Genomic DNA, 24774 nt, shown 5'->3' with positions numbered 1-24774 from the left:
TTCCGGACGACTCGATGGGCCGTTGGACGCCTCCTGTAGCCGCTGCCGGCCGCAACCTCGGCACCGACGTAGCAACACTGATCGCGACGTTGGAAGCTGACTCGCTGTAGGCCCGTATCAACCATCATTTACGGATACCCCTTTTTTTCCATGAACAGCGCGGCGCCCATCGCCGGATCGAGCTGGTACGGCTGAAAGCCGAATTCCAGGTAGGCCCGGTGCGCGCCGCGGTTGCCTTCGAGCACTTCCAGGGTCAGCTTGCAGCAGTCCCGTCCGCGCGCCACGTCCTCCACGTGGGCGAGCAGGGCACGGGCGACACCGCGGCGGCGGAAGTCTTCGTGCACGACGATGTCGTGGACGTTCAGGAGCGGCCGTCCGGCGAAGGTGGAGAAACCTTCGACGCAGTTGATCAGCCCGGCGGGCCGGGATTCCCCATTTTCGACGAGATAGGCGAGGTAGCTGAGCACGTTGGTGCGGTGGCGCAGGGCTTCCGGCAGGCGGGCGCGTAGCGCGTCGTCCATCGGCGCGCCGTTGCCCGTGCGGCCGCGCATGTAGTGGTCGAGGAGGAACAGGAAGTCGGCGCGCTGGGCCGGGGCATCGAAGTCGACGGGCTGGATCGTGAGGCGGGACATGGTGGCTGGATGAGCTGGTAAGTGAGTTTCCGATTGGCCGGTCAATGGCTTGTCGGCTGGCTCGTGGGCGGACCTTGCTGGACCGGTTTTAAAAGCTAAACCCTTGCCAGGAAAGAGGTTTTGCGGAGCGCGCAAACTGGGCACGGTTCTTGTTAATTCCCGCTGAGGCTACGCGACCTTGTCGGCCCGGTTTCGTCGCGGCAGATCAGAACATATCCGGGCGTGATGTTCCAGGAGGGGAGGGCTGACGTCCATGACCGAAACATTCTACGAAGTGCTGCGCCGGCAGGGGATCACCCGGCGCAGCTTCATGAAATTCTGCAGCCTGACGGCCACGTCGCTGGGGCTCGGTAGCGCCTTCGTGCCGAAGATCGCCCATGCGATGGAGACCAAGCCGCGCACGCCGGTGATCTGGCTGCACGGGCTGGAATGCACCTGCTGCTCCGAATCCTTCATCCGCTCGGCCCACCCGCTGACCAAGGACGTGGTGCTGTCGATGCTGTCCCTCGACTACGACGACACCCTGATGGCCGCCGCCGGCCACCAGGCCGAGGCGATCATCGAGGAGGTGAAGAAGAAGTACAAGGGCAACTACATCGTGGCGGTGGAGGGCAACCCGCCGCTCAACGAGGACGGCATGTTCTGCATCCACGGCGGCCGGCCGTTCGTGGAAGTGCTGAAGGAAACCTGCGCCGACGCCAAGGCGATCATCAGCTGGGGCGCCTGCGCGTCTTACGGCTGCGTGCAGGCCGCCAAGCCGAACCCGACCCGCGCCACCCCGGTGCATCAGGTCATCACCGACAAGCCCATCGTGCGCGTGCCCGGCTGCCCGCCGATCGCCGAGGTGATGACCGGCGTCGTGACCTACATGCTGACCTTCGACCGCATCCCCGAGCTCGACCGCCAGGGCCGGCCGAAGATGTTCTACGGCCAGCGCATCCACGACAAGTGCTACCGCCGCCCGCACTTCGACGCCGGCCAGTTCGTCGAGAACTGGGACGACGAGGCGGCGCGCAAGGGCTACTGCCTCTACAAGATGGGCTGCAAGGGCCCGACCACCTACAACGCCTGCTCGTCGATGCGCTGGAACGGCGGCGTGAGCTGGCCAGTGCAATCCGGCCACGGCTGCATCGGCTGCTCGGAAGACGGCTTCTGGGACAAGGGCAGCTTCTACGACCGTGTCACCGACATCCATCAGTTCGGCGTCGAGGCCAATGCCGACAAGATCGGCGCGACGGCTGCCGGCGCGGTGGGCGCGGCAGTGGCTGCTCACGCGGCGGTGACGGCGCTGGCGCGGGCCCGCTCGCAGCATGACGACAAGCATTCGGGAGACAAATGATGACGGTGCTGGAAACCCAGGGCTTCAAGCTCGACAACTCGGGCAAGCGCGTGGTGGTCGATCCGGTGTGCCGGATCGAGGGCCATCTGCGCGTCGAGGTGAACATCGACGAAAAGAACGTGATCCGCAACGCGGTCTCCACCGGCACCATGTGGCGCGGGCTGGAGGTGATCCTGAAGGGCCGCGACCCGCGCGATGCGTGGGCCTTCACCGAGCGGATCTGCGGCGTGTGCACCGGCACCCACGCGCTCACGTCGGTGCGCGCGGTCGAGGACGCGCTCGGCATCCGCATTCCCGAGAACGCCAACATCATCCGCAACCTGATGCAGCTGGCGCTGCAGATCCACGACCACCTGGTGCATTTCTACCACCTGCACGCGCTGGACTGGGTGGACGTGGTGTCGGCCCTGAAGGCCGATCCCAAGAAGACCTCCGAACTTGCCCAGAGCATCTCGGCCTGGCCGCTGTCGTCGCCCGGTTACTTCCGCGACGTGCAGAACCGCCTCAAGAAATTCGTCGAATCCGGCCAGCTCGGCCCCTTCATGAACGGCTACTGGGGCAACCCGGCCTACCGGCTGCCGCCGGAAGCCAACCTGATGGCGGTGACGCACTACCTGGAGGCGCTCGACTTCCAGAAGGAAATCGTCAAGATCCACACCATCTTCGGCGGCAAGAACCCGCACCCCAACTGGCTGGTGGGCGGCGTGCCCTGCGCGATCAACCTGGAAGGCGCGGGCGCGGTGGGCGCGATCAACATGGAGCGGCTCAACCTGATCAGCTCGATCATCGACCGCTGCATCGAGTTCATCGACATGGTGTATGTGCCGGATCTCGTCGCCATCGCCAGCTTCTACAAGGACTGGACCTACGGCGGCGGCCTGTCGAGCCAGTGCGTGCTGTCCTACGGCGACATCCCGGACGTGGCCAACGACTACTCGGCCAAGAATCTGCTGCTGCCTCGGGGCGCCATCATCAACGGCGACCTCACCAAGGTGCATGAAGTGGACCTGCGCGACCCCGAGCAGGTGCAGGAACACGTGGCCCATAGCTGGTACAAGTACGCCGACGAGACCCGTGGCCTGCACCCGTGGGATGGCGTGACCGAACCCAACTTCGAGCTGGGCAAGGCCACCAAGGGCACCAAGACCAAGATCGAGAACCTGGACGAAGCCGGCAAGTATTCGTGGATCAAGGCGCCCCGCTGGCGCGGCCACGCCATGGAGGTGGGGCCGCTGGCCCGCTACGTGATCGGCTACGCCCAGAACAACCCCGAGTTCAAGGAGCCGGTGGACAAGCTGCTGAAGGATCTCGGCCTGCCCCTCAAGGCGATCTTCTCGACCCTCGGCCGTACCGCGGCGCGGGGCCTGGAGGCCTCCTGGGCGGCGCACAAGTCGCGCTACTTCTTCGACAAGCTGATGGCCAACCTCAAGGCTGGCGATCTTTCCACCGCCAACATCGAGAAGTGGGACCCGTCCACCTGGCCGAAGGACGCCAAGGGCGTGGGCTTCACCGAGGCGCCGCGCGGCGCGCTGGGGCACTGGATCCGCATCAAGGACACCCGCATCGACAACTACCAGGCGGTGGTGCCCACCACCTGGAACGGCGGCCCGCGGGACGCGAAGGGCCAGATCGGCGCCTTCGAAGCCTCGCTGCTGGACACGCCGGTCGCCAAGGCCGACGAGCCGCTGGAGATCCTGCGCACCCTGCATTCCTTCGACCCGTGCATGGCCTGCTCGACCCATGTGCTGTCGCCGGACGGGCAGGAAATGGCGTCGATCAAGGTCCGCTGAGGAGGTGTCGCGATGCTTTCACAACAAGACATGCTGGAGGCCGAACGGCACGGCCGGCAGGTACGTTCGATCTACGTGTATGAGGCGCCCGTGCGTCTGTGGCACTGGATCAACGCCCTGGCGATCGTCGTGCTGGCGGTGAGCGGCTACTTCATCGGCAAGCCGCTGCCGACGATGCCTGGCGAGGCCTCGGACAACTTCCTGATGGGTTACATCCGCTTCGCCCACTTCGCGGCGGCCTACATCTTCGCGGTGGGGCTGCTGGGCCGGGCCTACTGGGCGTTCGTGGGCAACCACCACGCCCGGCAGATCTTCAAGCTGCCGATCACCAACCGGCAGTGGTGGCGCGAGGTGTTCTTCGAGCTGCGCTGGTATCTGTTCCTCGAGAAGCACCCCAAAAAGTACGTCGGCCACAACCCGATGGCCCAGCTGATGATGTTCTTCTTCTTCACCGTGCTGGCCTTCGGAATGCTCTTCACCGGCTTCGCGCTGTACAGCGAAGGCCTGGGGCTGGGCTCGTGGGCCGATCGCCTGGTCGGCTGGGTGCTGCCGATGCTCGGCGGTTCGATGCAGACCCACAGCCTGCACCGGCTGGGCATGTGGATCATGATGAGCTTTGCGGTGGTGCACATCTACGCCGCGATCCGCGAGGACATCATGAGCCGCCAGAGCCTCATCTCGACGATGGTGTCGGGCTGGCGGATGTTCAAGGACTGATCGCGCCTGACCCTCCAAGAAAAAGCCCGGCGCTTGCCGGGCTTTTTCTTGGTCTGTGCCCGGCGGTGCTCAGGCCACCGAGAACACGTAGATGAACGACGCGGTGATGAGGATCAGCGACAGCACGATGCCCCCGGCGGCGGCGAGGATCGAGGTGTAGCTGACGATCGCAAAGTGGCGGCCGCAGCTCTTGCAGCGGAAATACTCGGTGAAGTTGATGCCGGCGAACTTGTGCGGATGCATCCGCGAGTGGCGCACGTTGCCGCTCTTGCAGTGGATGCAGTGGGGGCTCGCCGCCTTGAAGAGCTTGACCGCCCGGGCCGGCTTGCGCTTTTCCATGACCTTCTTGCCGAGTCGGGCCGGCGCGGCGGGCGGCATCTCGCTGTCGGGCGCGTCGGGCTTGATCGTCGCCAGCTTGCTGTTGACCTGGGCGCGGCGGTACAGGAAGAACGCGAAGCCGCCGGCGATGAAGGCGACCAGCCCGACCAGGCCCACCTTGAGGAAGGGGCCGACGATCCGCCAGACGGTGGCGGCGTCGAGGTTCGGGGCGGCGTTCGGTTGCGCCTGCGGCGCGGCCGGGCGGGGCAGGGGGGCGGTGCCCGGGGCGGCGGCGGGTGCGCCCTCCGGCGCCGCGGTGGGCGGACCGCCGCGCAGCTCCTTGAGTTTTTCGTGGCCGTGCCAGGCGGCCTGGGCCGGGGTCATGCCGCTGCGTGCCAGCTGCACCGCGTCGTCGAAGACGAAGCCGGCTTCCCACCAGGCCAGCCGGTCGGCGGGCGAAAAGCCCTCGCGCTTCCAGGCGGCCGGATCGGCGTGGTCCATCTCGGCCATCATGGTCCGGCTCATGCGCGCCGAGTCGCGCCACTCGCGCGCTTCGTCGGCGTCGAAGCCCTTGTCCGACCAGGTGCGCGCCACCACCGGCTCGAAGCCGGCGTTACGCCAGTTCATGCCCTCCTGCGGCGAGAAGCCGTAGTTCTGCCATTCCCGCGCGTCCACCGGTTTCATGCCGGTGTCTTCCCAGCGGGTCACCTTGGCGGGGGCCGGCAGCGGTGTGTCCGCGGTCGGGGCGGCGGGTGCCGCGGGCGCAACCTTCGGCGGGGCGGCATCGTCGGCCGGAGCGCTGAGGGCGGTGACGGGGTTGGCGAGCAGAGCGATGGCCGCGGCGGCCGGCAGGAGGATTTTCATGGGCGGAGACAATAAATCAGGCCAGCCTGAAACGGGTTATCAAGTTATGCGGCGACGCGAAAAAAGTCATGCTAATTGTGACCTTGCGATAAATCCCTGCCTCTTCAAGGGGTTTTTTTTGCCGGCCCGGATTATCACCCGGGAATGCCGGGGATGTTTTCAACAAAATGTCACCGTCTTGCCACGAAAGGTTGTTGTTGGGTGGAAGTCAATCTTCCGGTTTTTGGGTCTGCTGGAAGATCGATTTCCGTTTTCGTCGGAATCCCTGCCGCGTTGCCGCGCTAAGGCCTTGTCGGGCAAGCCGCGCGATGAATTTGGGCCGCCTTCGCATAACCGGCACGGAACTTGATTATGTAGCTGGACCTTTTGCCGGGATATTTCCATGTCTGGTCCTGCTTCCATTCTCGTTCTGGGTATCGGCAACCTCCTGTGGGCCGACGAGGGCTTCGGGGTGCGCTGCGCCGAAGCCCTGGCCGAGCGCCATGTGCTACCGCAGCACGTCACCGTGATGGACGGCGGCACCCAGGGCCTCTACCTGCTGCCCTACGTCGAGGCAGCGGAGCGCCTGCTGGTGTTCGACGCGGTCGATTACGGCGACCCGCCGGGCACGCTGCGCGTCGTGGTTGGCGACGCGGTGCCGCGCTTCATGGGCGCCAAGAAGATGAGCCTGCACCAGACCGGCTTCCAGGAAGTGCTCGCCTCCGCCGAGCTGCTCGGTCGCCTGCCCGCCGAGCTGGTGCTGGTGGGGTGCCAGCCGGTCGAGCTGGAGGATTTCGGCGGCAGCCTGCGCGACGAGGTCAAGGCGCAGATCGGCCCGGCCCTCGACGTGGCCTGCGAATGGCTCGCCCGCTGGGGCGCCGCGCCGCTGCCGCGCAACGGTGCCGGCGGCCCGCGCCTCAACGAAGCCAGCCTGGCGATGGACGCCTACGAGGCGGGCCGCCCCGGCGAGCGCGAGGCGTGGCGCGGCGGCGACGCCCGTTTCATCCAGGAGAACTGAACCATGTGCATCGGCATTCCCTGTCGCGTCATCGAAGCCGGCCGCTGGACGGCCCGCTGCGTCGGCCCCGATGGCGAGCAGCAGGTCGACCTGCTGCTGGTGGGCGAACAGCCCGTCGGCGCCTGGCTGCTCACCTTTCTCGGCACCGCCCGCGAAGTCATCGACGCCGCGCGGGCCGAGGCGATCAACAACGCCCTGGCGGCCCTCGACGCCGCCCGGACCGGCGACCGCGCCCGCATCGACGCCCTGTTCGCCGATCTGGTCGAGCGCCCCCCCACCTTGCCCGCCCACCTGATGGAGCCCCAATGAGCGCCCAGTTCGCCCCGCCGCAATCGTCCCTCGACAAGCTCGACGCCGCCCTGCGGCGCCTCGTCGAGCGTCACGCCTTCAGCCGCCTCGCCGACCCCGACGCCTTCGATGGGCTGGCGCTCGACGGGCTGGCCGTGCTGCTGCTCACCGACGACCCCCAGCGCAGCCCCGAATCCCTCGACGTGGCCGTGGTGCTGCCCGAAGCCCTGCGGGCCCTCGGCCTCGTCGCCACCGCGCTGGTCGCCGACGCCGGCGCGAGCCCGGCACTGGCCCGCCGTTTCGGCGTCAATCGTTACCCGGCGGTGGTGGTGCTGCAGGGCGGCGAATACCTCGGCACCCTCGCCGGCATCCTCGACTGGGGCGCCTTCGTCAGCGAGCTGGGGCGCATCGCCCGCGCCTTGCCGAGCCGGCCGCCGATCTCCATTGCCACCCAGTCCGTCCGGAGCTGCGCATGAAGCCCTTTCCGATTCCCGTCGTACCCGTCGGCCCCGGCAGCCAGACCGACGAAGCCCCCGAATACCTGGCGATGCCCGGCGACATGGCCACCTTTCGCGCGCCGCGCCTGCCCGAAGCGGTGGCCGACGCCGACCTGGCCCGCGCCGTGGCGATCCTCGAAAGCCTGCTCGCCGCCATGCGCGCCCGCCCGATCGACGCGCCCCAGCCGGCCCGCGCGGACCTGAGCGCCGAGCCGCCCGCGGTGCGCGAGCTGCTCACCGACTCGCTCGGCTTCGGAGAGGTGTCGGCCTTCACCCTCGCCCCGAGCCGCATCCGCGTGCAGGAAACCGCCTTCGCCGGCCTGTGGCGGGTGCTGGAGGAAGGGGAGGGCGGGGCCATCGTCGCCGACCGCCTCGAAGCCGGTCCGGTGCCGGCCGAGCTCTATGCCGCGATGCGCGCCACCACGCTGCCCGCGCTCAGCCCGCCGCCGCTCGCCCCCGGCATGATGAACGGCGAGGCGCTGCTTGCCGAGATCCAGCAACAGTCGGACCGCCACCAGCCCGGCAGGCCCGCCCACGTGGTAAACCTGACCCTGCTGCCGGTCACCGAAAGCGACCTCGACTACCTCTACGGCGCCCTCGGCCACCGGGAGGTGTCGGTGCTCTCCCGTGGCTACGGCAACTGCCGCGTCACCAGCACCCGGCTCGCCCACGTCTGGTGGGTGCAGTACTTCAACAGCATGGACACCCTGATCCTCAACACCCTCGAAGTGGTGGACATGCCCGAAGTCGTCCTCGCCGCCGCCGAAGATTACGCCGACACCCTCGAACGCCTCGGCGAATACATCGCGATGCTGAAGGAAGGCTGAGCATGTTCGAAGGCTCCTTTCTGGGCGACGGCACCCGCCTCGCCGACGACGACCGGCTCGAATGCGGCATCTGCTGGCAGGTGTACGACCCCGCCCACGGCGATCCGGTGTGGGGCGTCGCGCCCGGCACGCCCTTCGCGCAGCTGCCCGAGCACTGGCGCTGCCCCAACTGCGATGCGCCGCGCCACAAGTTCATGGTGCTGAAGGGCGGCTGAGCCATGGGTTCCGATCCCGCTGCCCTCGCGCCCCTCGCCGCGCGCATCGAGGCCCACTACCGCGCCGTCGCCGCCGGCCCGATGGCCGACGTGCCCCTGTGCAATCCGCGCCTTGCGGTGCGCCTGGTCCGGCTCGTCGACTGGGCGGGCGTGCGCGTCGGCGTGCTGGTGATGCCGTGGGCGATCAACCTGATCCTGCTGCCCGGCCGCGACCCGTGGCCGGCGGCCGCCTCGCTGTCCAAGCGCCGCTGGCGCTTCCCCAGCGGCGACTACGATTTCGTCTTCGGCGAGGACGTCGGCTTCGGCCCCTATCAGGTGTGCTCGCTGTTCTCGCCGGCGCTCGAGTTCGACTCGATGGCGGCCGCTTGCGAGACCGCCGGTGCCGCGCTGCTGGCGCTGCTGCAGCCGCCCATCGCGGCGGATGCCGCGGCCCCCGACGACGCGTCCCCGAGCCGCCGCCGCTGGCTTTTCGGACGCCACGCCGCATGACCCCGGGCACCCTGGCCGGCGGCCTGCGCGTGGCGGCGCGCTGGCACGACGGCGTGCTCTCCGACTGGCAGATCCAGCTCGTCCGCCCACCGGTGGCCCAGACCCTGGTCGGACTCGCCCCCGCCGAGGCGCTCGCCCGGGTGCCGCTGTACTTCAGCCTGTGCGGGCTGGTCCAGCGCGAGACCGGGCGGATGGCCCTGGCCGCCGCCGGCTATCCGGTGGGCGAATCGGTGCCGGCCTGGCTGCTGTGGGCCGAAGCCACCCACGAACTGCTCTGGCGCCTGCTCCTCGACTGGCCCCGCCTGTTCGGTGAGCCGGCCCGCAGCGCCCGCTTCGCCGCCTGGCGGTCGACCCGCGCCCGCGGCCGCGTCGCCCTTGCCGAGGCGACCGCCACCCTGGCCGCCGAACTCGCCGGTGAAGGCGCCCTGCGCGCCGATCTGGCCGGCCCCCTCGACGCCCTCGCCGTCGCCGCCCGCGCCCTCGCCGACGACAGCGTCTACCCCTGCAGCAGCGCCGGCGTCTTCGCCGAAGGCCGTGGCGAAGCCTGGTCGCACACCGCCCGCGGCCCCCTGCGCCACGCCCTGCGGGTCGAGGACGGGCGCGTGGCGGCGTGGCGGGTGGATGCGCCGACCGATCGCAAATTCGCCGACGAAAGGGGTATCGTGGAAAACCTGCCGGCGTGCCTGCCCACGCCGGACGCGGCCCGCCAGGCCGTCGAGCGCGCGGTCCTGCGCCTCGACCCCTGCGTGCCTTACCTGGTGGAGATCGTCGATGCATGAAATGTCGCTGGCGGAAGGCATCCGCCAGATCGTCGAAGACGCCGCCCGCGCCCAGGGCTTCGCCCGGGTCCGGACCGTCGTGCTCGAGATCGGCCGGCTCTCGTCGGTCGAGCCCGAGGCGCTGGCCTTCTGCTTCGACGTGGTGATGAAGGACAGCATCGCCGACGGCGCCCGTCTGCAGATCGACGCCGTGCCCGGCCAGGGCTGGTGCCTGCAGTGCGCCGCCACCGTGCCGATCGGCGCGCTGTATGATCCCTGCCCGCAGTGCGGCAGCTACCAGGTGCAGGCCACCGGCGGCACCGAGATGCGGGTCAAGGAACTCGAAATCGAATGAAAGCGAAGTGAACGATGTGCAATGTGTGCGGCTGCGGGGCCGGTGAAACCCGCATCGAAGGCGAGGCGCTGACCCCCGGCGAGCATGAACACGTCCACGCCGACGGCACCGTGCATCGCCACGTCCACGGCCCCGAGGCGGGCCACGCCTGGGTGCCCGCCGGCACCCGCGCGCGCGCTCACCGCCACGCCGACGCCAGCGGGCACGACGACCACGCCCCGGCCACCGACGCCGGCAGCGCCCATTACGGCCACGGCCCCGCCGGCGCCCACGCCCCGGGCATGAGCCAGGCCCAGATGGTCAGGATCGAGCAGAACATCCTCGCCAAGAACGACGGTTTCGCCGAGCGCAACCGCGGCTGGCTGGCCGACCGCGGCATCCTCGCCCTCAACCTCGTCTCCAGCCCCGGCTCGGGCAAGACGACGCTGCTGGTGCGCACCATCGAAGCCCTCACGGCGCGCGCCGACGGTGTGCCGGTGCTGGTCGTCGAGGGCGACCAGCAGACCAGCTTCGACGCCGAGCGCATTCGCGCCACCGGCGCCCCCGCGCTGCAGATCAACACCGGCAAGGGCTGCCACCTGGACGCCGCGATGGTCGGCCACGCGCTCGAAAGGCTCGCCCCGCCCGAGGACAGCGTGCTGCTCATCGAGAACGTCGGCAACCTCGTCTGCCCGGCCGCCTTCGACCTCGGCGAAGCCGCCAAGGTGGTGGTGCTGTCGGTCACCGAGGGTGAGGACAAGCCGCTCAAGTACCCCGACATGTTCGCCGCCGCCAGCCTGATGTTGGTCAATAAGGTTGACCTTTTGCCCTACCTCAGCTTCGACCTCCCGCGCGCCATCGACTTCGCCCTGCGCGTCAATCCGGCGCTGCAGGTGATCCAGGTGTCGGCCACCACCGGCGCCGGCTTCGACGAGTGGCTCGGCTGGATCGACGCCCGTCGGGCCGCCGCCCGCGCTGCGCGTCTCGACACCGTTGCGCGCCTGCGCGCCCGCGTCGCCGAGCTCGAAGCCCGGCTTGCCGCCCAGGGGTGACGCGCCGATGCTGATCGTCGTCGACCCGACCCGCGTCGCCCGCCGCCTGCGCGTGCGTGGCGTCGTCCAGGGCGTGGGCTTCCGGCCCTTCGTGTATCGCTTCGCCAACACCCTCGGCCTGGCCGGCTGGGTGCGCAATGACGGCGGCGGCGTCGAAATCGAGATTCAGGGCAGCGAGCCCGTCCTCGACGCCTTCACCCGCTGCCTCGCCACCGAGGCACCGCCGCTGGCGCGGGTGGACGCCATCGAACCCGAGGTCATCCCGCCCGACCTGTCGCGCAAGGATTTCGTGATCCTGCCCAGCGCCGGCGGCGAAGTCGCCACCGCCATCGGTCCCGACGTGGGCGTCTGCCACGCCTGCCTCGGCGAGCTGTTCGACCCGGACGACCGGCGCTGGCGCTACGCCTTCATCAACTGCACCCACTGCGGCCCGCGCTACACCATCACCCGCAGCCTGCCCTACGACCGCGCCACCACCAGCATGGCCGGCTTCGAGCTGTGCCCCGGCTGCGCCGCCGAATACGCCCATCCGGGCGACCGCCGCTTCCACGCCGAGCCCAACGCCTGCCCGGCCTGCGGGCCGCAGCTCAGCCTCTTCGAGCCCCACGGCATTCCGGCCCTGGCCCGCGACCCGATCACCGAAACCCTGCGCCGCCTGCAACTGGGCGAGATCGTCGCGATCAAGGGCCTCGGCGGCTTCCACCTCGCCTGCGACGCGCGCAACGCCGACGCCGTCGCGCGCCTGCGCGAACGCAAGCGCCGCCCCCACCAGCCGCTCGCGCTGATGGTCGGCAGCGTCGCCAGCCTGGCCGGTGTGGCGCGCCTGGGCGGGGCCGAGGCCGACACCCTCGAAAGCCCCGAGCGCCCCATCGTGCTGCTCGCCAAGCAGCCCGGCTGCGACGAAGCCTTTCCCGGCCTCGCCCCCGATCTCGACGAACTCGGCGTGATGCTGCCCGGCACGCCGCTGCACTACCTGCTGTTCCACGAGGCCGCCGGCCGGCCCGCCGGCACCGCCTGGCTCGCCGAGCCGCAACCCCTGGCGCTGGTGATGACCAGCGCCAACCCCCACGGCGAGCCCCTGGTGCAGCGCAACGACGAAGCCTTCGCGCGCCTCGCCGACATCGCCGACGTGCTGCTGATGCACGACCGCGACATCGTCGTGCGCTGCGACGACTCGGTGCTGCGCCTGCGCCCCGACCTGCCGGCGGCCCCCGGCGAACCCGTCGGCGGGGGTGTCCAGTTCCTGCGCCGGGCGCGCGGCTTCACCCCGCTGGCGATGCCCCTCGACGCCAGCGGTCCGGCGGTGCTCGCCTTCGGCCCCCACTTCAAGGCGACCCTGTGCCTCGCCCGCGGCGCCGAAGCCTTCCTGTCCCAGCACATCGGCGGGCTCGACAACCCGGCCGCCTGCGCCGCCCTCGACGAGGCCGCCGCCCACCTGCAGGCGATCCTGTCGGTGCGGCCCGCCGCCGTCGCCCACGACGCCCACCCGGACTACTACTCCACCCGCGCCGCGCTGGCCCTGGCCGACGCCCTCGACATCCCCTCCATCGCCGTCCAGCACCACCACGCCCACATCGCCGCGGTGTGCGCCGAACACCGCCTCGACGGCCCGGTCCTCGGCTTCGCCGCCGACGGCGTCGGCCTCGGCACCGACGACCTGCCGTGGGGCGGCGAATTGCTGTACGTCGACGGCGCCGAGTTCCGCCGCCTCGGCCACCTCAGTCCGCTCGCCCTGCCCGGCGGCGACCGCGCCGCCCGCGAACCCTGGCGCGTCGCCACCGGGGTGCTCCATGCCCTCGGCCGCCCCGACGAGGCGGCCCGCCGCTTCGCCCACCAGCCGGCCGTCGCCCAGGTGCTCGCGATGCTCGCGCGGGGCACCCGCTGCCCGCCCACCACCAGCCTCGGGCGCTGGTTCGACGCCGCCGCCGGCCTGCTCGGCCTGTGCGAGGCCACCAGCTTCGAAGGCCAGGCCGCGATGCGCCTCGAAACCCTCGCCCGGCGCTTCGGCGAAAGCCTGCCCCTCGTCGGCGGCTACCACATCGACCGCCGCCCGCCCGCCGACCTGTCGGTGCTCAACCTTTATCCGCTGCTTCACATGCTGGCCGACGAGCCCGATCCGGCCCGCGGCGCCAGCCACTTCCACGCCACCCTGATCGACGGCCTCGCCCAGTGGCTCGCGGACGCGGCCCACGCCACCGGCCTGCGCCGCGTCGCCCTGGCCGGCGGCTGCCTGCACAACCGCCTGCTCGCCGCCGGCCTGCGTCACAAGCTGACGGCCCGCGGCCTGGTCGTCTTCGAGGCCCAGCACGTGCCTCCCGGCGACGGTGGCATCGCCCTCGGCCAGGCCTGGGTGGCCCGTGCCGAGCTGCGTCGGGGGCTGCTGTGAGCGCCGCGCCAGGTGCCGTCCGATGGGCAAGCTGAACGCCACCCCGGCCAGCGTGCGCCGGCTCGAGGATGTCCCCAACGTGGGCAAGGCCGTGGCCGACATCCTGCGCCGCATCGGCATCGACGCCCCGGCCGGCCTCGTCGGGCGCGACCCGTTCGCGCTCTACGCCGACGTCAACGCGGTCTGCGGCATCCGCAGCGATCCGTGCCTGCTCGACACCTTCATCGCCGCCACCCGTTTCATGGGTGGCGAGCCGGCCCGCCCGTGGTGGGCCTACACCGCCGAGCGCAAGGCGCGCCTCGGCGCCAGCCAGGATTGAACCCATGTGCCTCGCCATCCCGACCCGCGTGGTCGAACTTCTACCCGACAGCCAGGCCGTCGTCGACCTCGGCGGCGTGCGCAAGACGATCTCGCTGGCGCTGGTCGACGGTGTCGCCGTGGGCGACTACGTGATCGTCCACGTGGGCTACGCGCTCACCCGCCTCGACCCGGTCGAGGCCGAGCAGACCCTCGCGCTGATGGCCGAGGCCGGCATCGACGTCGGCGCGCAGAGCGCCCGCGCATGAAATACGTGGACGAATTCCGCGACGGCGAACTCGCCCGCGGGCTTGCCGCCGCCATCGCCCGCGAAGCCCGGCCGGATCGGCGCTACGCCTTCATGGAGTTCTGCGGCGGTCACACCCACGCCATCTCCCGCTACGGCGTGGCCGACCTGCTGCCGGCCCAGGTGCGGATGATCCACGGCCCCGGCTGCCCGGTGTGCGTGCTGCCCATCGGCCGCATCGACCAGGCGATCCGCCTCGCGCTGGACGAGGGCGTCACGGTGTGCACCTACGGCGACACCCTGCGCGTGCCGGCTTCCGAAGGCCTGTCGATGCTCCGTGCCCGCGCCCGCGGCGCCGACATCCGGATGATCTACTCGGCCGCCGACGCGCTGGCGCTGGCTCAGCGGGAGCCCGACCGCCAGGTGGTGTTCTTCGCCATCGGCTTCGAGACCACCACCCCGCCCACCGCGCTGGTGATCCGCCAGGCGGCGGCGCTCGGGCTCACCAACTTCTCGGTGCTGTGCTGCCACGTGCTCACCCCGTCGGCGATCACCGCGATCCTCGAATCGCCCGAGGTGCGCGATCTCGGCACCGTGCCGCTGGACGGCTTCATCGGCCCCGCCCATGTCAGCACCATCATCGGTAGCCGGCCCTACGCCCACTTCGCCGACGAATACCGCAAGCCGGTGGTGATCGCCGGCTTCGAACCCCTCGACGTGATGCAGGCCGTCCTGATGCTGGTGCGCCAGGTGAACGAAGGCCGCGCCGAGGTCGAGAACGAATTCACCCGCGCCGTCACCGAAGACGGCAACCTCAAGGCCCAGGCGCTCGTGTCGGACGTGCTCGAACTGCGCCAGGCCTTCGAATGGCGCGGACTCGGCTTGGTGCCGTACTCGGGGCTGCGCATTCGCGCGCCCTTCGCCGCCTTCGACGCGGAGGCGCGTTTCGGGCTCGAGTACCGCCCGGTGCCGGATCACCCGTCGTGCGAATGCGGGGCGATCCTGCGCGGCGTCAAGACGCCCCGCGACTGCAAGCTCTTCGGCACGGTGTGCACGCCGGAGACGCCGATGGGCTCGTGCATGGTGTCGTCGGAGGGCGCCTGCGCCGCCCACTACACCTACGGGCGCTTCCGCGACATCCCGGTCGTGGCCGGCTGAATCCCGTCCCCGCAGCGATGCCCTTTTTCCCTATCCCCCCCACGTTTTTTCATGACGAACGCCGCCTTGCGGCTGGCATGGCACGAAAAACATCGCTCAATCTTGTCTTCCGACCGCCGTTAAGCGGCCATGGAGGCCCGCGTCGAGGCCGTCTAGGAGACAAGAAGTGAGCCTGTTCAGCAAGTTTCGGGGCGCCCCCGCGCCCGGCGTCCATACCCTCCAGTGCCGTGCCGGCGAGCTCGCCCAGCAGTTGGCCGGTGCCCGCATCGCGCCCACCTTCATCGGCGGCTACGTCTCGCCCCACGTGGACATCGAGCAGGTGGCCCGTGCCGTCACCGCGCGCTTCCCCGGCGTGCCGGTGATGCTGTGCTCCACCGCCGGCGAGCTGTGCAGCGACAGCCGCAACCTCTACTGCGGCACCGGCGACAGCTGGGATCGGGTCGTGCTGCAGTGCTTCGACGCCAGCCTGATCGCTCGCGCCCAGGTGGTGGCGGTGCCCCTCGGCTGCGAGGATCTGCGCCGCGGCCAGCACGAGCGCGCGGTACGCGAGCGCATCGCCGGCATCGCCCGCGACATCCGCGGCCTGAAGGTCGATATCGAGATCGACCACCGCGACACCTTCGCCTACATCCTCTTCGACGGCCTGTCGGCCTCCGAGTCGTTCTTCATGGAGGCCCTGTACGATTCCGGGCGCTTCCCCTGCCTGTTCGTCGGCGGTTCGGCCGGCGGCAAGTTCGATTTCAAGCACACCTGGATTCACGACGGCACCCGCAAGCTCGAGAACCACGCCCTGATCGCGTTCCTGAAGGTGGCGAAGGGCACCCGCTTCGGTGTGCTCAAGAGCCACAACTTCGTGCCCGACGGCGCGCATTTCCCGGTCATCGGCGCCTCGCTCGAGCAGCGCTACGTCAGCCAGGTCATCGACAAGGAAGGCCGCATCGTCTCCTTCATCGACGCCCTGTGCGCCCACTTCCACTGCCGTCCGCAGGAGCTCGAGGGCAAGCTCGCCGACTACTCCTTCGCGATCCGGGTGGGCGACGAGCTGTTCGTGCGCTCGGTGGTCAACGTCAACCTGCAGGACGACCGCGTCAATTTCTACTGCGACATCTCCCCCGGCGAAGAGCTGCTGCTGGTCCGCCGCAACAGCCTCACCACCAGTACCGCCGACGACTACCGCGCCTTCATGGCCGGCAAGCCCGGCGCCCCGGTAGCCGGCATCCTCAACGACTGCATCCTGCGCCGCCTCAACAACGAGCGCGAGCTGTCGCAGATCGGCGGCGTGCTCGACTGCCCGAACCTCGCCGGCTTCTCCACCTTCGGCGAGATCCTCGGTCTCAATCTCAACCAGACCCTGGCCGCCGTGATGTTCTTCCGGGTGCCCGAGGGGACGCCCTTCCGCGACGAGTTCGTCGACAACTTCGTCGCCCACTACGGCGAGTTCAAGGCCTTCTTCCTGCGCCGCCAGAGCAGCAAGCTCACCGGCCTGTCGCGGGTCATCGTCAAGCAGATCGTCGAGTTCCAGTCCGGCGCCTTCGACAGCAAGCTCGACCCGTCGGGCTTCGACGACAACATCTCGCTGGTCGTGCACGGTCTCAACAGCCTCGGCCAGACGCTGCTGGCCTCCCACACCCTGCGCAACGACACCGCCCGTCAGCTCGAATCCTGCGCCACCGACCTCTACGCCTCGGTGGGCTCGCTCGGCGAGCACATCCAGCAGCAGGAGCGGGTCGTCCACGACGCCAGCACCACCATCGCCACCCTCAGCAACCAGGCCGCCGAATCCGCCGACAGCGCCCGTCGCCTCGCCGAGGCCAGCGGACGCATCCAGGGCGTCGTCGAGGTCATCCAGCAGATCGCCGACCAGACCAACCTGCTCGCCCTCAACGCCGCCATCGAGGCCGCCCGCGCCGGCGAGGCCGGGCGGGGGTTCGCGGTGGTGGCCGACGAAGTGCGCAAGCTCGCCGAGAAATCCCGCACCAGCGCCGGCGAGATCGGCGCCGACATCTCGTCGCTGGCCGGCGAGATCGGCCGCGTCGCCCAGGAAATCGAGCGCCAGTCCGGCGATGTCTCCCTGCTGTCCGCGATGCTCACCGACATCGAGGCCTTCAGCGGCATGACCGCCGGCACTGCCAGCCATACCCGGGGCGTCGCCGACACCCTCAAGACCCTCACCGACAACCAACTGACCCACGCCTGACCCGCCCGCCGGCACCTCACGCGTGCCGCGCGGCCCGGGCAACCGGCCGAAACGACACGCGTGCCATGAAAACGACCTCCACCCTCACCCGCAGCGCAGGCGCGCGGCGGGCCGGCCTCGCCCTGCCGTCCGGCCCCGTGCGCGACGCGACGACACGCCGGCCTCACGCCTCAGAGGGGGCGCCTTTTCATCTTGGAGCCCTCCGGCGATGAAGAAAAACTACGTCCGACCCCTCGACCTGCGTCACGGCAGCGTCGACCTCTCCCATGGCGGCGGCGGCCGCGCGATGGTCCAGCTCATCAGCGACATCTTCGGCAAGGCCTTCGACAACGAATGGCTGCGCCAGGGGGACGACGGCGCGGTGCTGCCGGCCCCCGGTCCCGGCGAGCGGCTGGTGGTCGCCACCGACGCCCACGTGGTCTCGCCGCTGTTTTTCCCCGGCGGCGACATCGGCTGCCTCGCTGTGCACGGCACCGTCAATGACGTGGCGGTGATGGGCGCCCGGCCGCTGTACCTCGCCGCCAGCTTCATCCTCGAAGAAGGCTTTCCGCTGGCCGACCTCGCCCGCATCGTCGCCAGCCTGGCCGCCGCGGCCCGCGAGGCCGGCGTGCCGGTGGTCACCGGCGACACCAAGGTCGTCGAGCGCGGCAAGGGCGACGGCCTGTTCATCACCACCACCGGCATCGGCGCGCTGCCCGCCGGGCGCCACCTCTCCGGCGCCAACGCCCGGGCCGGCGATGCGGTGATCGTCTCCGGCACCCTCGGCGACCACGGCATGGCCATCATGGCCCAGCGCGAAAACCTCGCCTTCGACGCCGAAATCCGCTCCGACACCGCCGCGCTGCACGGCCTCGCCGCCGTGGCGATGGCCGCCGCGCCGGGCCTGCGCCTGCTGCGCGACCCGACCCGCGGCGGGCTGGCGGCGACCCTCAACGAGATCGCCCAGCAGTCCGGCGTCGGCATCGTGCTCGATGAGGCGGCGATCCCCGTCGACCCGCAGGTGGCCGCCGCCTGCGAGTTCCTGGGCCTCGACCCGCTCAATATCGCCAACGAGGGCAAGCTGATCGCCGTGTGTCCGGCCGATGAAGCCGCCGCGCTCGTCGCCGCCCTGCGCGCCCACCCGCTCGGTGCCCGCGCTGCGCGGGTCGGCGAGGTGATCGCCGACGACCACCGTTTCGTGCAGATGAAGACCGCCTTCGGCGGCCGCCGCATGGTGGACTGGCTCGCCGGCGAGCAGCTGCCGCGCATCTGCTGATCCCGTTTTCCCCCTTTTCGGAGTGCCCGCCATGTTCATCGCCATGAACCGCTTCCGCATCGCCCCGGGCCGCGAGGCCGAATTCATCGAGATCTGGAAAAAGCGCGAATCCCACCTGGACGAAGCGCCCGGTTTCCAGTCCTTCAACCTGCTGCAGGGGCCGACGACGCCGGAGTTCACGCTGTTCGCCAGCCACTCGGTGTGGGAATCCGCCGCCGCCTTCGAGGCCTGGACGCGCTCCGAAGCCTTCCGCAAGGCCCACGCCGGCGCCGGCAGCAGCCGCGACATCTACCTTGGCCCGCCCCAGTTCGAGGGCTTCGAAGCCGTTTTGTAAGCCGAATGCGCATCCTCGTCCTCTGCCACAGCTTCAACAGCCTCACCCAGCGCCTCTTCGACGCGCTGGTGGCGGACGGCCACGACCTCTCGGTGGAGTTCGACATCGCCGATTCCGTCACCGAGGAGGCCGTCGCGCTGTTCCAGCCGGAGCTGCTGCTGGCGCCCTTCCTCAAGCGCGCGATCCCCGAATCCGTGTGGTCGCGCCTGCCGTGCCTTGTCGTGCACCCCGGCATCGTCGGCGACCGCGGCCCGTCGGCCCTCGACTGGGCGATCCAGCGCGGCGAGGCGGAGTGGGGCGTCACGGTGCTGCAGGCCGAAGCCGAGATGGACGCCGGCCCGGTATGGGCGAGCCGCGTCTTCCCGATGCGCGCCGCGCCCAAGGCCAGTCTTTACCGCAGCGAAGTGACCGAGGCGGCGCTGGCCGCCGTGCGTGAGGCCATCGCCCGCTTCGACGACTGGCGTGCCGGCCGCTGGCAGCCGCAACGACCGTCCTCCGACGACCCGGCCGTGCGCGGCACGCTCCAGCCGCTGATGCGCCAGGCGGATCGCGCCATCGACTGGGCCCGCGACGACACCGCCACGATCCTCGCCCGGCTGCGCGCCGCCGATGGCTTTCCCGGCGTCGCCGACGCGCTGTTCGGTCAGCCTTGCCATCTCTTCGACGCCCACCCGGCCGCCTTCGAGCCCGGCACGACGCCCGGCGACCTGATCGCCCGCCGTGACGGCGCCGTGCTGCGTGCCACCCGCGACGGCGCGGTGTGGATCGGTCACGTGAAGCGCCCCGGCGGCATCAAGCTGCCCGCCACCGTGGCCTTCGCCGATCAGGCCGCGGTCTTGCCCGAGCGCCCCGCGCCGCTCATGCGCGATGCCGCCGACTGGGGCGAGCTGCGCTACCGGGAGGAAGCCGGCGGCGCCGTCGGCGTGCTGTCCTTCGACTTCTACAACGGCGCGATGGCCACCGACCCGTGCCGACGCCTCACCGACGCCATCGCCTTCGCCCGCGCCCGGCCCACCCGCGTGCTGGTGCTGGAGGGCGGGGCGGATTTCTGGTCCAACGGCATCCACCTGGGCCGCATCGAGGCCCAGCAGCAGGCCGGCGGCTCGGCGGCGGACGAATCCTGGGCCAACATCAACGCGATGGACGACGTGTGCCTCGCCATCCTGCAGCTCACGGATCGCCTCACCGTGGCGGCGATGCGCGGCAACGCCGGCGCCGGGGGCTGCTTTCTGGCGCTGGCGGCAGACCACGTGTGGGCGCGCGAGGGGGTGATCCTCAACCCCCACTACAAGAACATGGGCAACCTGTACGGCTCGGAGTACTGGACCTACCTGCTGCCGCGCCGCGTGGGCGATGCGGCCGCCCGGGCGATCATGGCCGAGCGCCTGCCCCTGGGCGCACCGCGCGCCGCGCAGACTGGCCTGATCGACGCCGCCTTCGGCGCAGACCGGCCGTCCTTCGAGGCCGAGGTGCTCGCCCGCGCCCAGGCGCTGGCAGCAGCGCCGGATTACGCCGAGCGCCTGTCCGCCAAGCGGGCCCGCCGCGCGGCCGACGAAGCCGCCAAACCCCTTTCCGCCTACCGGGACGACGAGCTCGCCCGGATGCGCCGCAACTTCTACGGCTTCGACCCCAGCTACCACGGGGCGCGCTACCATTTCGTGATGAAGAGCCCCCAGTCCTGGACGCCGCGCCACCTCGCCCGGCACCGCGACTGCGTCGGGGCCAGCCCAGCCCAGCGATGAACAGTCCGATCAAACCCGCCGCCCGATTGCCGTCCGTGCTGGTGGTGGACGACGAAGTCCGCTCCCAGGAAGCCCTGCGCCGCACCCTCGACGAAGAGTTCGAGGTGTTCACCGCGTCCTCCGCCGAGGACGCCTGGAAGATCCTCGAGCGCGAGACGGTGCAGGTGCTGCTGTGCGACCAGCGCATGCCCGGCGAATCCGGCGTGGCCTTCCTCAAGCGGGTGCGCGAGCAATGGCCCGACGTGGTGCGCATCATCATCTCGGGCTACACCGACTCGGAAGACATCATCGCCGGCATCAACGACGCGGGCATCTACCAGTACCTGCTCAAGCCCTGGCAGCCCGACGGCCTGCTGATGGCCATGCGCAACGCCGCCGAGTTGCACCGCCTGCAGGCCGAGAACCAGCGCCTGAGCCTGGAGCTGCGCACCACCAGCCCGGTGCTCAAGAAGCGCGTCGAGATGAAGTACGAGCGGGTCAAGCGCGAGTTCGGGCTCGACGGCCTCACCCGCGCGCCCGACAGCCCGCTGAACCCGGTGTGCGACCTGATCGCCCAGGTGGCGCCTTTCGACCTCTCCGTGCTCATCTCCGGCGAGTCGGGCACCGGCAAGGAGATGATCGCGCGGGCGATCCACTACCAGAGCCGCCGCGCCGACAAGGCCTTCGTGATCGAGAACTGCGGCGCGCTGCCCGACGAGCTGCTGGAGGCCGAGCTGTTCGGCTACAAGCGCGGCGCCTTCACCGGCGCGTATGAAGACCGCACCGGCCTGTTCCAGCAGGCGGATGGCGGCACGCTGTTCCTCGACGAGATCGGCGAGACCTCGCCGGCCTTCCAGGTCAAGCTGCTGCGGGTGCTGCAGGAGGGCGAGTTCCGCCCCCTCGGCAGCCCGCGCCCGGTGACGGTGGACGTGCGGGTGATCGCCGCCACCAACCGCGATCTGGAAACCGAGGTGCGCGAAGGGCGCTTTCGCGAGGATCTGTACTACCGCCTCGCCATCGTGCCGATCCACGTGCCGCCGCTGCGCGAGCGGCCGATGGACATCCCGCTGCTCGCCGAGCGCCTGCTGGATGTGAGCCGCCGCGCGCTGGGCAAGGACACCGAAGGCTTCACCGCCGAGGCGCTGGCCTGCCTGTCAGCCTACCGCTGGCCCGGCAACGTGCGCGAACTGCAGAACGCCATCCTGCGCATGTTGGCGCTGGCCACCGAGCCGTGCCTGGGCGCCCATCTGCTGGCGCCGCGGGTGCTCCAGGCTGGCGCCGACCGCCACGGGGCGGCCGACGACGCCGAGCTCGCCGCCGTCGGCTTCGCCGGCACCCTGCAGGAGCGCGTCGAGGCGCTGGAAGCGCGCGTGCTCAAGGAAACCCTGATCCGCCTGCGCTGGAACAAGACCCGCGCCGCCAACGAGCTGGGACTCTCCCGCGTCGGCCTGCGCGCCAAGCTGGCCCGCTTTGGCCTCGACGGCGGCAAGGGCGGGGACGACGAATGAACCTCCTGTGGCTCCAGTCCGGCGGCTGCGGCGGCTGCACCATGTCGCTGCTGTGCTCGGGCGCGCGGGACGTGCTGGGGCTGCTGTCGTCGGCGGGCATCATGCTGGCCTGGCATCCGTCCTTGTCGGAAGCCTCCGGTGACGAGGTGCGGGCGCTGCTGGCCGAGTTCGAATCCGGCGCCCGGCCGCTGGACTTGCTGTGCGTCGAAGGCTCGCTCCTCACCGGCCCCAACGGCAGCGGGCGCTTCCACCTGCTGGCGGGCACCGGGCGGCCGATGATCGATTGGGTCAAGCGCCTCGCCGCTCGCGCCCGCTACACCCTGGGCGTGGGCACCTGCGCGGCCTACGGCGGCATCACCGCGGCGGGCAACAACCCGGCCGGCGCCATCGGCCTGCAGTACGACGGCGAGCACTTGGGCGGCCTGCTGGGGGGCGACTACCGCTCGGCCGCGGGCCTGCCGGTCATCAACGTGGCCGGCTGCCCCACCCACCCGGACTGGGTCACCGACACCCTGCTGGCCCTCGCGCTGGGGCAGTTCGGCGAAGCCGACATGGATGCCCTCGGCCGCCCGCGCTTCTACGCCGACCAGCTGGTGCACCACGGCTGCAACCGCAACGAGTTCTACGAGTTCAAGGCCAGCGCCGAGAAACCCGGCGACCTGGGCTGCATGATGGAGCACCTGGGCTGCAAGGGCACCCAGGCCCACGCCGACTGCAACACCCGGCCATGGAACGGCGCCGGCTCGTGCACCAACGGCGGCTACCCGTGCATCAGCTGCACCGAGCCGGGTTTCGAATCGCCGGGCCACGCCTTCGACCGCACGCCCAAGGTCGCCGGCATCCCCATCGGGCTGCCCTCCGACATGCCCAAGGCGTGGTTCGTGGCGCTGGCGGCGCTGTCCAAGTCGGCCACCCCGGCGCGGGTGCGCCAGAACGCCGTGGTCGAAACGCCGGTGCTCGCGCCGGCCATCCGCAAGACGGGGCTGAAATGAATCGTGTGGTGGTGGGGCCCTTCAACCGCGTCGAGGGCGACCTGGAGGTGAGCCTCGATTTCGAGGACGGCCGGGTTGCGGCGGCGTACGTCAATTCGCCGCTGTTCCGCGGCTTCGAGCAGATCCTGATCGGCCGCGAGCCGACGGATGCGTTGACGATCGTGCCGCGCATCTGCGGCATCTGCTCGGTGTCGCAATCGGCCGCCGCCGCCGCCGCGCTGGCCGATCTGGCCGGCCTGCGGCCCACGCCCGACGGCCAGCGGGTGAGCAACCTGATCCTGGCGGCCGAGAACCTGGCCGACCACTTCACCCACTTCTACCTCTTCTTCATGCCGGACTTCGCCCGCGACGCCTACCGCGGCCGGCCGTGGTTCGACGCCGCCGCCGCGCGCTTCAAGGCGACCTCCGGCAGCGCCACCGCCGACGCCCTGCCGGCCCGGGCGGCCTTCCTGCAGATCATGGGCAGCCTCGCCGGCAAGTGGCCCCACAGCATGACGCTGCAGCCCGGCGGCGTGGCCCGGGCGCCCCAGGCCGCCGAGCGGCTGCGGGTGTTCGCGGCGCTGCGCGAGTTCCGCCGCTGGCTCGAACGTCACCTCTTCGGCGACCGCCTCGAGGCCGTCGCCTGCATCGAAAGCGTGGCCGGTCTGCGTCGCTGGATGGCGGCCCGACCTGCCACGGCGAGCGATTTCCGGCTCTTCCTCGAGATCGCCGACGACCTGCAACTGGCCCGCTTCGGCCGTGCCGCCGACCGCTTCCTGAGCCATGGCGCCTACGCCCGTGAGGGCGGCTGGCTCTTCCCCCGCGGCGTGCTCGACCTGCCCGCCGGCGCGCTGCAGCCCTTCGCGCCCGGCGACGTGCTGGAGGATGTCTCCCACGCCTGGCTGGAGGACGACGCGCCCCGTCACCCGGCGGAGGGCGACACCCGCCCCGTGGAGTACAAGCCCGGCGCCTACACCTGGTGCAAGGCGCCGCGCTGGCAGGGCCAGGTGGTCGAATGCGGGGCGCTGGCGCGCCAGGCGGTGGCCGGCCATCCGCTGATCCGCGAGCTGGTGATGGACGCCGGCGGCAACGCGGCCAACCGGGTCATCGCCCGTCTGCTCGAACTCGCCCTGGTGGTGCCCGCGATGGAGGACTGGCTGCGCGGGCTTGGCGACGGGCCGTTCTGCGCCCACGCCGAGTCGCCGGCCGACGGCCAGGGCTGCGGTCTCGTCGAAGCGGCCCGCGGCGCCCTCGGCCACTGGCTGACGGTGCGCGGGGGCCGGATCGTGCGCTACCAGATCATCGCGCCGACCACCTGGAACTTTTCGCCCCGCGACGCCGCCGGCCAGCCCGGTGCGCTGGAGCAGGCGCTGGCCGGCCTGCCGGAGGCCGAACCGTTGCTGGTGCAGCACGTGGTGAGGAGTTTCGACCCGTGCATGGTGTGCACGGTGCACTGAGCGGCTACTGTCCGCCGGGCCGGGGGCCGTCCGCGGGGCGGCCGCCGGGACCACGGTTCGGTTCGCCGATCGGTCGTGGCGCCGGCGAGGGGCCGCTGTCCCGCGGCGGACGGGGCGGCTCGACGC

Annotated in this window: 25 protein-coding genes and 1 pseudogene; 24 read left to right on the top strand and 2 right to left on the bottom strand. The window is 70.6% G+C overall.

Features of this window, described 5'->3' with window-relative positions; genetic code table 11:
* Positions 1-128 precede the first annotated feature (128 nt).
* A complete protein-coding gene (locus tag ACE3P2_RS10220) occupies positions 129-632 on the bottom strand; it encodes a GNAT family N-acetyltransferase (RefSeq protein ID WP_374264052.1) in 504 nt (167 codons plus the stop codon).
* Positions 633-885: 253 nt separating this feature from the next.
* On the opposite strand from ACE3P2_RS10220, the gene ACE3P2_RS10215 reads away from it, so the two are divergent.
* Genes ACE3P2_RS10215 through cybH form a run of 3 tightly spaced genes read left to right on the top strand, consistent with a single transcriptional unit; the run spans position 886 to position 4478 of the window.
* Positions 886-1971, top strand: a complete 1086-nt coding sequence (locus ACE3P2_RS10215) for a hydrogenase small subunit (protein ID WP_374264050.1) — start codon at positions 886-888, stop codon at positions 1969-1971.
* Positions 1968-3761, top strand: a complete 1794-nt coding sequence (locus tag ACE3P2_RS10210; RefSeq protein WP_374264049.1) for a nickel-dependent hydrogenase large subunit — start codon at positions 1968-1970, stop codon at positions 3759-3761. Before ACE3P2_RS10215 ends, ACE3P2_RS10210 begins: the two co-directional genes overlap by 4 nt.
* Positions 3762-3773: 12 nt before the next feature.
* Positions 3774-4478 carry a Ni/Fe-hydrogenase, b-type cytochrome subunit gene (cybH, locus tag ACE3P2_RS10205; protein ID WP_374264047.1) on the top strand — a complete coding sequence of 235 codons (705 nt, stop codon included), beginning with the start codon at positions 3774-3776 and terminating at the stop codon, positions 4476-4478.
* 69 nt (positions 4479-4547) lie between these two features.
* On the opposite strand, the gene ACE3P2_RS10200 is transcribed toward cybH, so the two are convergent.
* Positions 4548-5660, bottom strand: a complete 1113-nt coding sequence (locus ACE3P2_RS10200; protein WP_374264045.1) for a hypothetical protein — start codon at positions 5658-5660, stop codon at positions 4548-4550.
* A gap of 382 nt (positions 5661-6042) precedes the next feature.
* Here ACE3P2_RS10200 and ACE3P2_RS10195 point away from each other — a divergent pair, with 382 nt between their 5' ends.
* The 21 genes and pseudogenes from ACE3P2_RS10195 to ACE3P2_RS10095 all read left to right on the top strand — a co-directional run bounded on the left by ACE3P2_RS10195 (position 6043) and on the right by ACE3P2_RS10095 (position 24648).
* Positions 6043-6657: a HyaD/HybD family hydrogenase maturation endopeptidase gene (locus tag ACE3P2_RS10195; RefSeq protein WP_374264043.1), complete on the top strand. Its 615-nt coding sequence runs from the start codon at positions 6043-6045 to the stop codon at positions 6655-6657.
* Positions 6658-6660: 3 nt separating this feature from the next.
* Positions 6661-6966: a HypC/HybG/HupF family hydrogenase formation chaperone gene (locus ACE3P2_RS10190; protein WP_374264041.1), complete on the top strand. Its 306-nt coding sequence runs from the start codon at positions 6661-6663 to the stop codon at positions 6964-6966.
* A complete protein-coding gene (locus ACE3P2_RS10185; RefSeq protein WP_374264039.1) occupies positions 6963-7421 on the top strand; it encodes a hypothetical protein in 459 nt (152 codons plus the stop codon). The genes ACE3P2_RS10190 and ACE3P2_RS10185 overlap by 4 nt, the downstream gene beginning before the upstream one ends.
* Positions 7418-8269: a hydrogenase expression/formation protein gene (locus ACE3P2_RS10180; protein WP_374264037.1), complete on the top strand. Its 852-nt coding sequence runs from the start codon at positions 7418-7420 to the stop codon at positions 8267-8269. Before ACE3P2_RS10185 ends, ACE3P2_RS10180 begins: the two co-directional genes overlap by 4 nt.
* Positions 8270-8271: 2 nt before the next feature.
* Positions 8272-8484, top strand: coding sequence for a rubredoxin (locus ACE3P2_RS10175; protein ID WP_374264035.1), 213 nt, complete (start codon positions 8272-8274; stop codon positions 8482-8484).
* Positions 8485-8487: 3 nt separating this feature from the next.
* Positions 8488-8973: a [NiFe]-hydrogenase assembly chaperone HybE gene (gene hybE, locus ACE3P2_RS10170; RefSeq protein WP_374264033.1), complete on the top strand. Its 486-nt coding sequence runs from the start codon at positions 8488-8490 to the stop codon at positions 8971-8973.
* Positions 8970-9752: a hypothetical protein gene (locus ACE3P2_RS10165; protein ID WP_374264031.1), complete on the top strand. Its 783-nt coding sequence runs from the start codon at positions 8970-8972 to the stop codon at positions 9750-9752. The genes hybE and ACE3P2_RS10165 overlap by 4 nt, the downstream gene beginning before the upstream one ends.
* Entirely contained in the window at positions 9745-10086 is a 342-nt protein-coding gene (gene hypA, locus ACE3P2_RS10160) for a hydrogenase maturation nickel metallochaperone HypA (protein WP_374264029.1), read from the top strand. The genes ACE3P2_RS10165 and hypA overlap by 8 nt, the downstream gene beginning before the upstream one ends.
* Before the next feature lie 14 nt (positions 10087-10100).
* Positions 10101-11117, top strand: coding sequence for a hydrogenase nickel incorporation protein HypB (gene hypB / locus ACE3P2_RS10155; protein WP_374264027.1), 1017 nt, complete (start codon positions 10101-10103; stop codon positions 11115-11117).
* Between the two features lie 7 nt (positions 11118-11124).
* Positions 11125-13503, top strand: a complete 2379-nt coding sequence (hypF, locus tag ACE3P2_RS10150; RefSeq protein WP_374264024.1) for a carbamoyltransferase HypF — start codon at positions 11125-11127, stop codon at positions 13501-13503.
* A gap of 22 nt (positions 13504-13525) precedes the next feature.
* On the top strand, positions 13526-13822 hold the full coding sequence (locus tag ACE3P2_RS10145) for a helix-hairpin-helix domain-containing protein (protein ID WP_374264022.1): 297 nt from the start codon (positions 13526-13528) through the stop codon (positions 13820-13822).
* A gap of 4 nt (positions 13823-13826) precedes the next feature.
* The gene (locus ACE3P2_RS10140) at positions 13827-14069 is read left to right on the top strand and encodes a HypC/HybG/HupF family hydrogenase formation chaperone (protein ID WP_374264020.1); all 243 of its coding nucleotides are present in this window, start codon (positions 13827-13829) and stop codon (positions 14067-14069) included.
* The gene (gene hypD / locus ACE3P2_RS10135; RefSeq protein ID WP_374264018.1) at positions 14066-15205 is read left to right on the top strand and encodes a hydrogenase formation protein HypD; all 1140 of its coding nucleotides are present in this window, start codon (positions 14066-14068) and stop codon (positions 15203-15205) included. Before ACE3P2_RS10140 ends, hypD begins: the two co-directional genes overlap by 4 nt.
* A 166-nt stretch (positions 15206-15371) precedes the next feature.
* Positions 15372-16520: pseudogene (locus ACE3P2_RS10130) on the top strand (FIST signal transduction protein); the annotation flags it as partial.
* Positions 16521-16568: 48 nt separating this feature from the next.
* The gene (locus tag ACE3P2_RS10125; RefSeq protein ID WP_374264054.1) at positions 16569-17402 is read left to right on the top strand and encodes a methyl-accepting chemotaxis protein; all 834 of its coding nucleotides are present in this window, start codon (positions 16569-16571) and stop codon (positions 17400-17402) included.
* 208 nt (positions 17403-17610) lie between these two features.
* A complete protein-coding gene (hypE, locus tag ACE3P2_RS10120; RefSeq protein WP_374264016.1) occupies positions 17611-18657 on the top strand; it encodes a hydrogenase expression/formation protein HypE in 1047 nt (348 codons plus the stop codon).
* A 31-nt stretch (positions 18658-18688) separates the two neighbouring features.
* Positions 18689-18991 carry an antibiotic biosynthesis monooxygenase gene (locus ACE3P2_RS10115; protein ID WP_374264014.1) on the top strand — a complete coding sequence of 101 codons (303 nt, stop codon included), beginning with the start codon at positions 18689-18691 and terminating at the stop codon, positions 18989-18991.
* A 5-nt stretch (positions 18992-18996) separates the two neighbouring features.
* Positions 18997-20733 (top strand): hydrogenase maturation protein, encoded by a 1737-nt coding sequence (locus ACE3P2_RS10110; protein ID WP_374264012.1) that lies wholly within the window; start codon positions 18997-18999, stop codon positions 20731-20733.
* Entirely contained in the window at positions 20730-22220 is a 1491-nt protein-coding gene (locus ACE3P2_RS10105) for a sigma-54-dependent transcriptional regulator (RefSeq protein WP_374264010.1), read from the top strand. Before ACE3P2_RS10110 ends, ACE3P2_RS10105 begins: the two co-directional genes overlap by 4 nt.
* On the top strand, positions 22217-23212 hold the full coding sequence (locus ACE3P2_RS10100) for a HupU protein (protein ID WP_374264008.1): 996 nt from the start codon (positions 22217-22219) through the stop codon (positions 23210-23212). Before ACE3P2_RS10105 ends, ACE3P2_RS10100 begins: the two co-directional genes overlap by 4 nt.
* The gene (locus ACE3P2_RS10095) at positions 23209-24648 is read left to right on the top strand and encodes a nickel-dependent hydrogenase large subunit (protein WP_374264006.1); all 1440 of its coding nucleotides are present in this window, start codon (positions 23209-23211) and stop codon (positions 24646-24648) included. Before ACE3P2_RS10100 ends, ACE3P2_RS10095 begins: the two co-directional genes overlap by 4 nt.
* The last annotated feature ends 126 nt before the right edge of the window (positions 24649-24774 follow it).

This window comes from Zoogloea sp. (assembly GCF_041911615.1).
Taxonomy (GTDB): domain Bacteria; phylum Pseudomonadota; class Gammaproteobacteria; order Burkholderiales; family Rhodocyclaceae; genus Zoogloea.
Note: the sequence above shows the minus strand (reverse complement) of the source record. Positions and strands in the feature narration are given on the sequence as shown.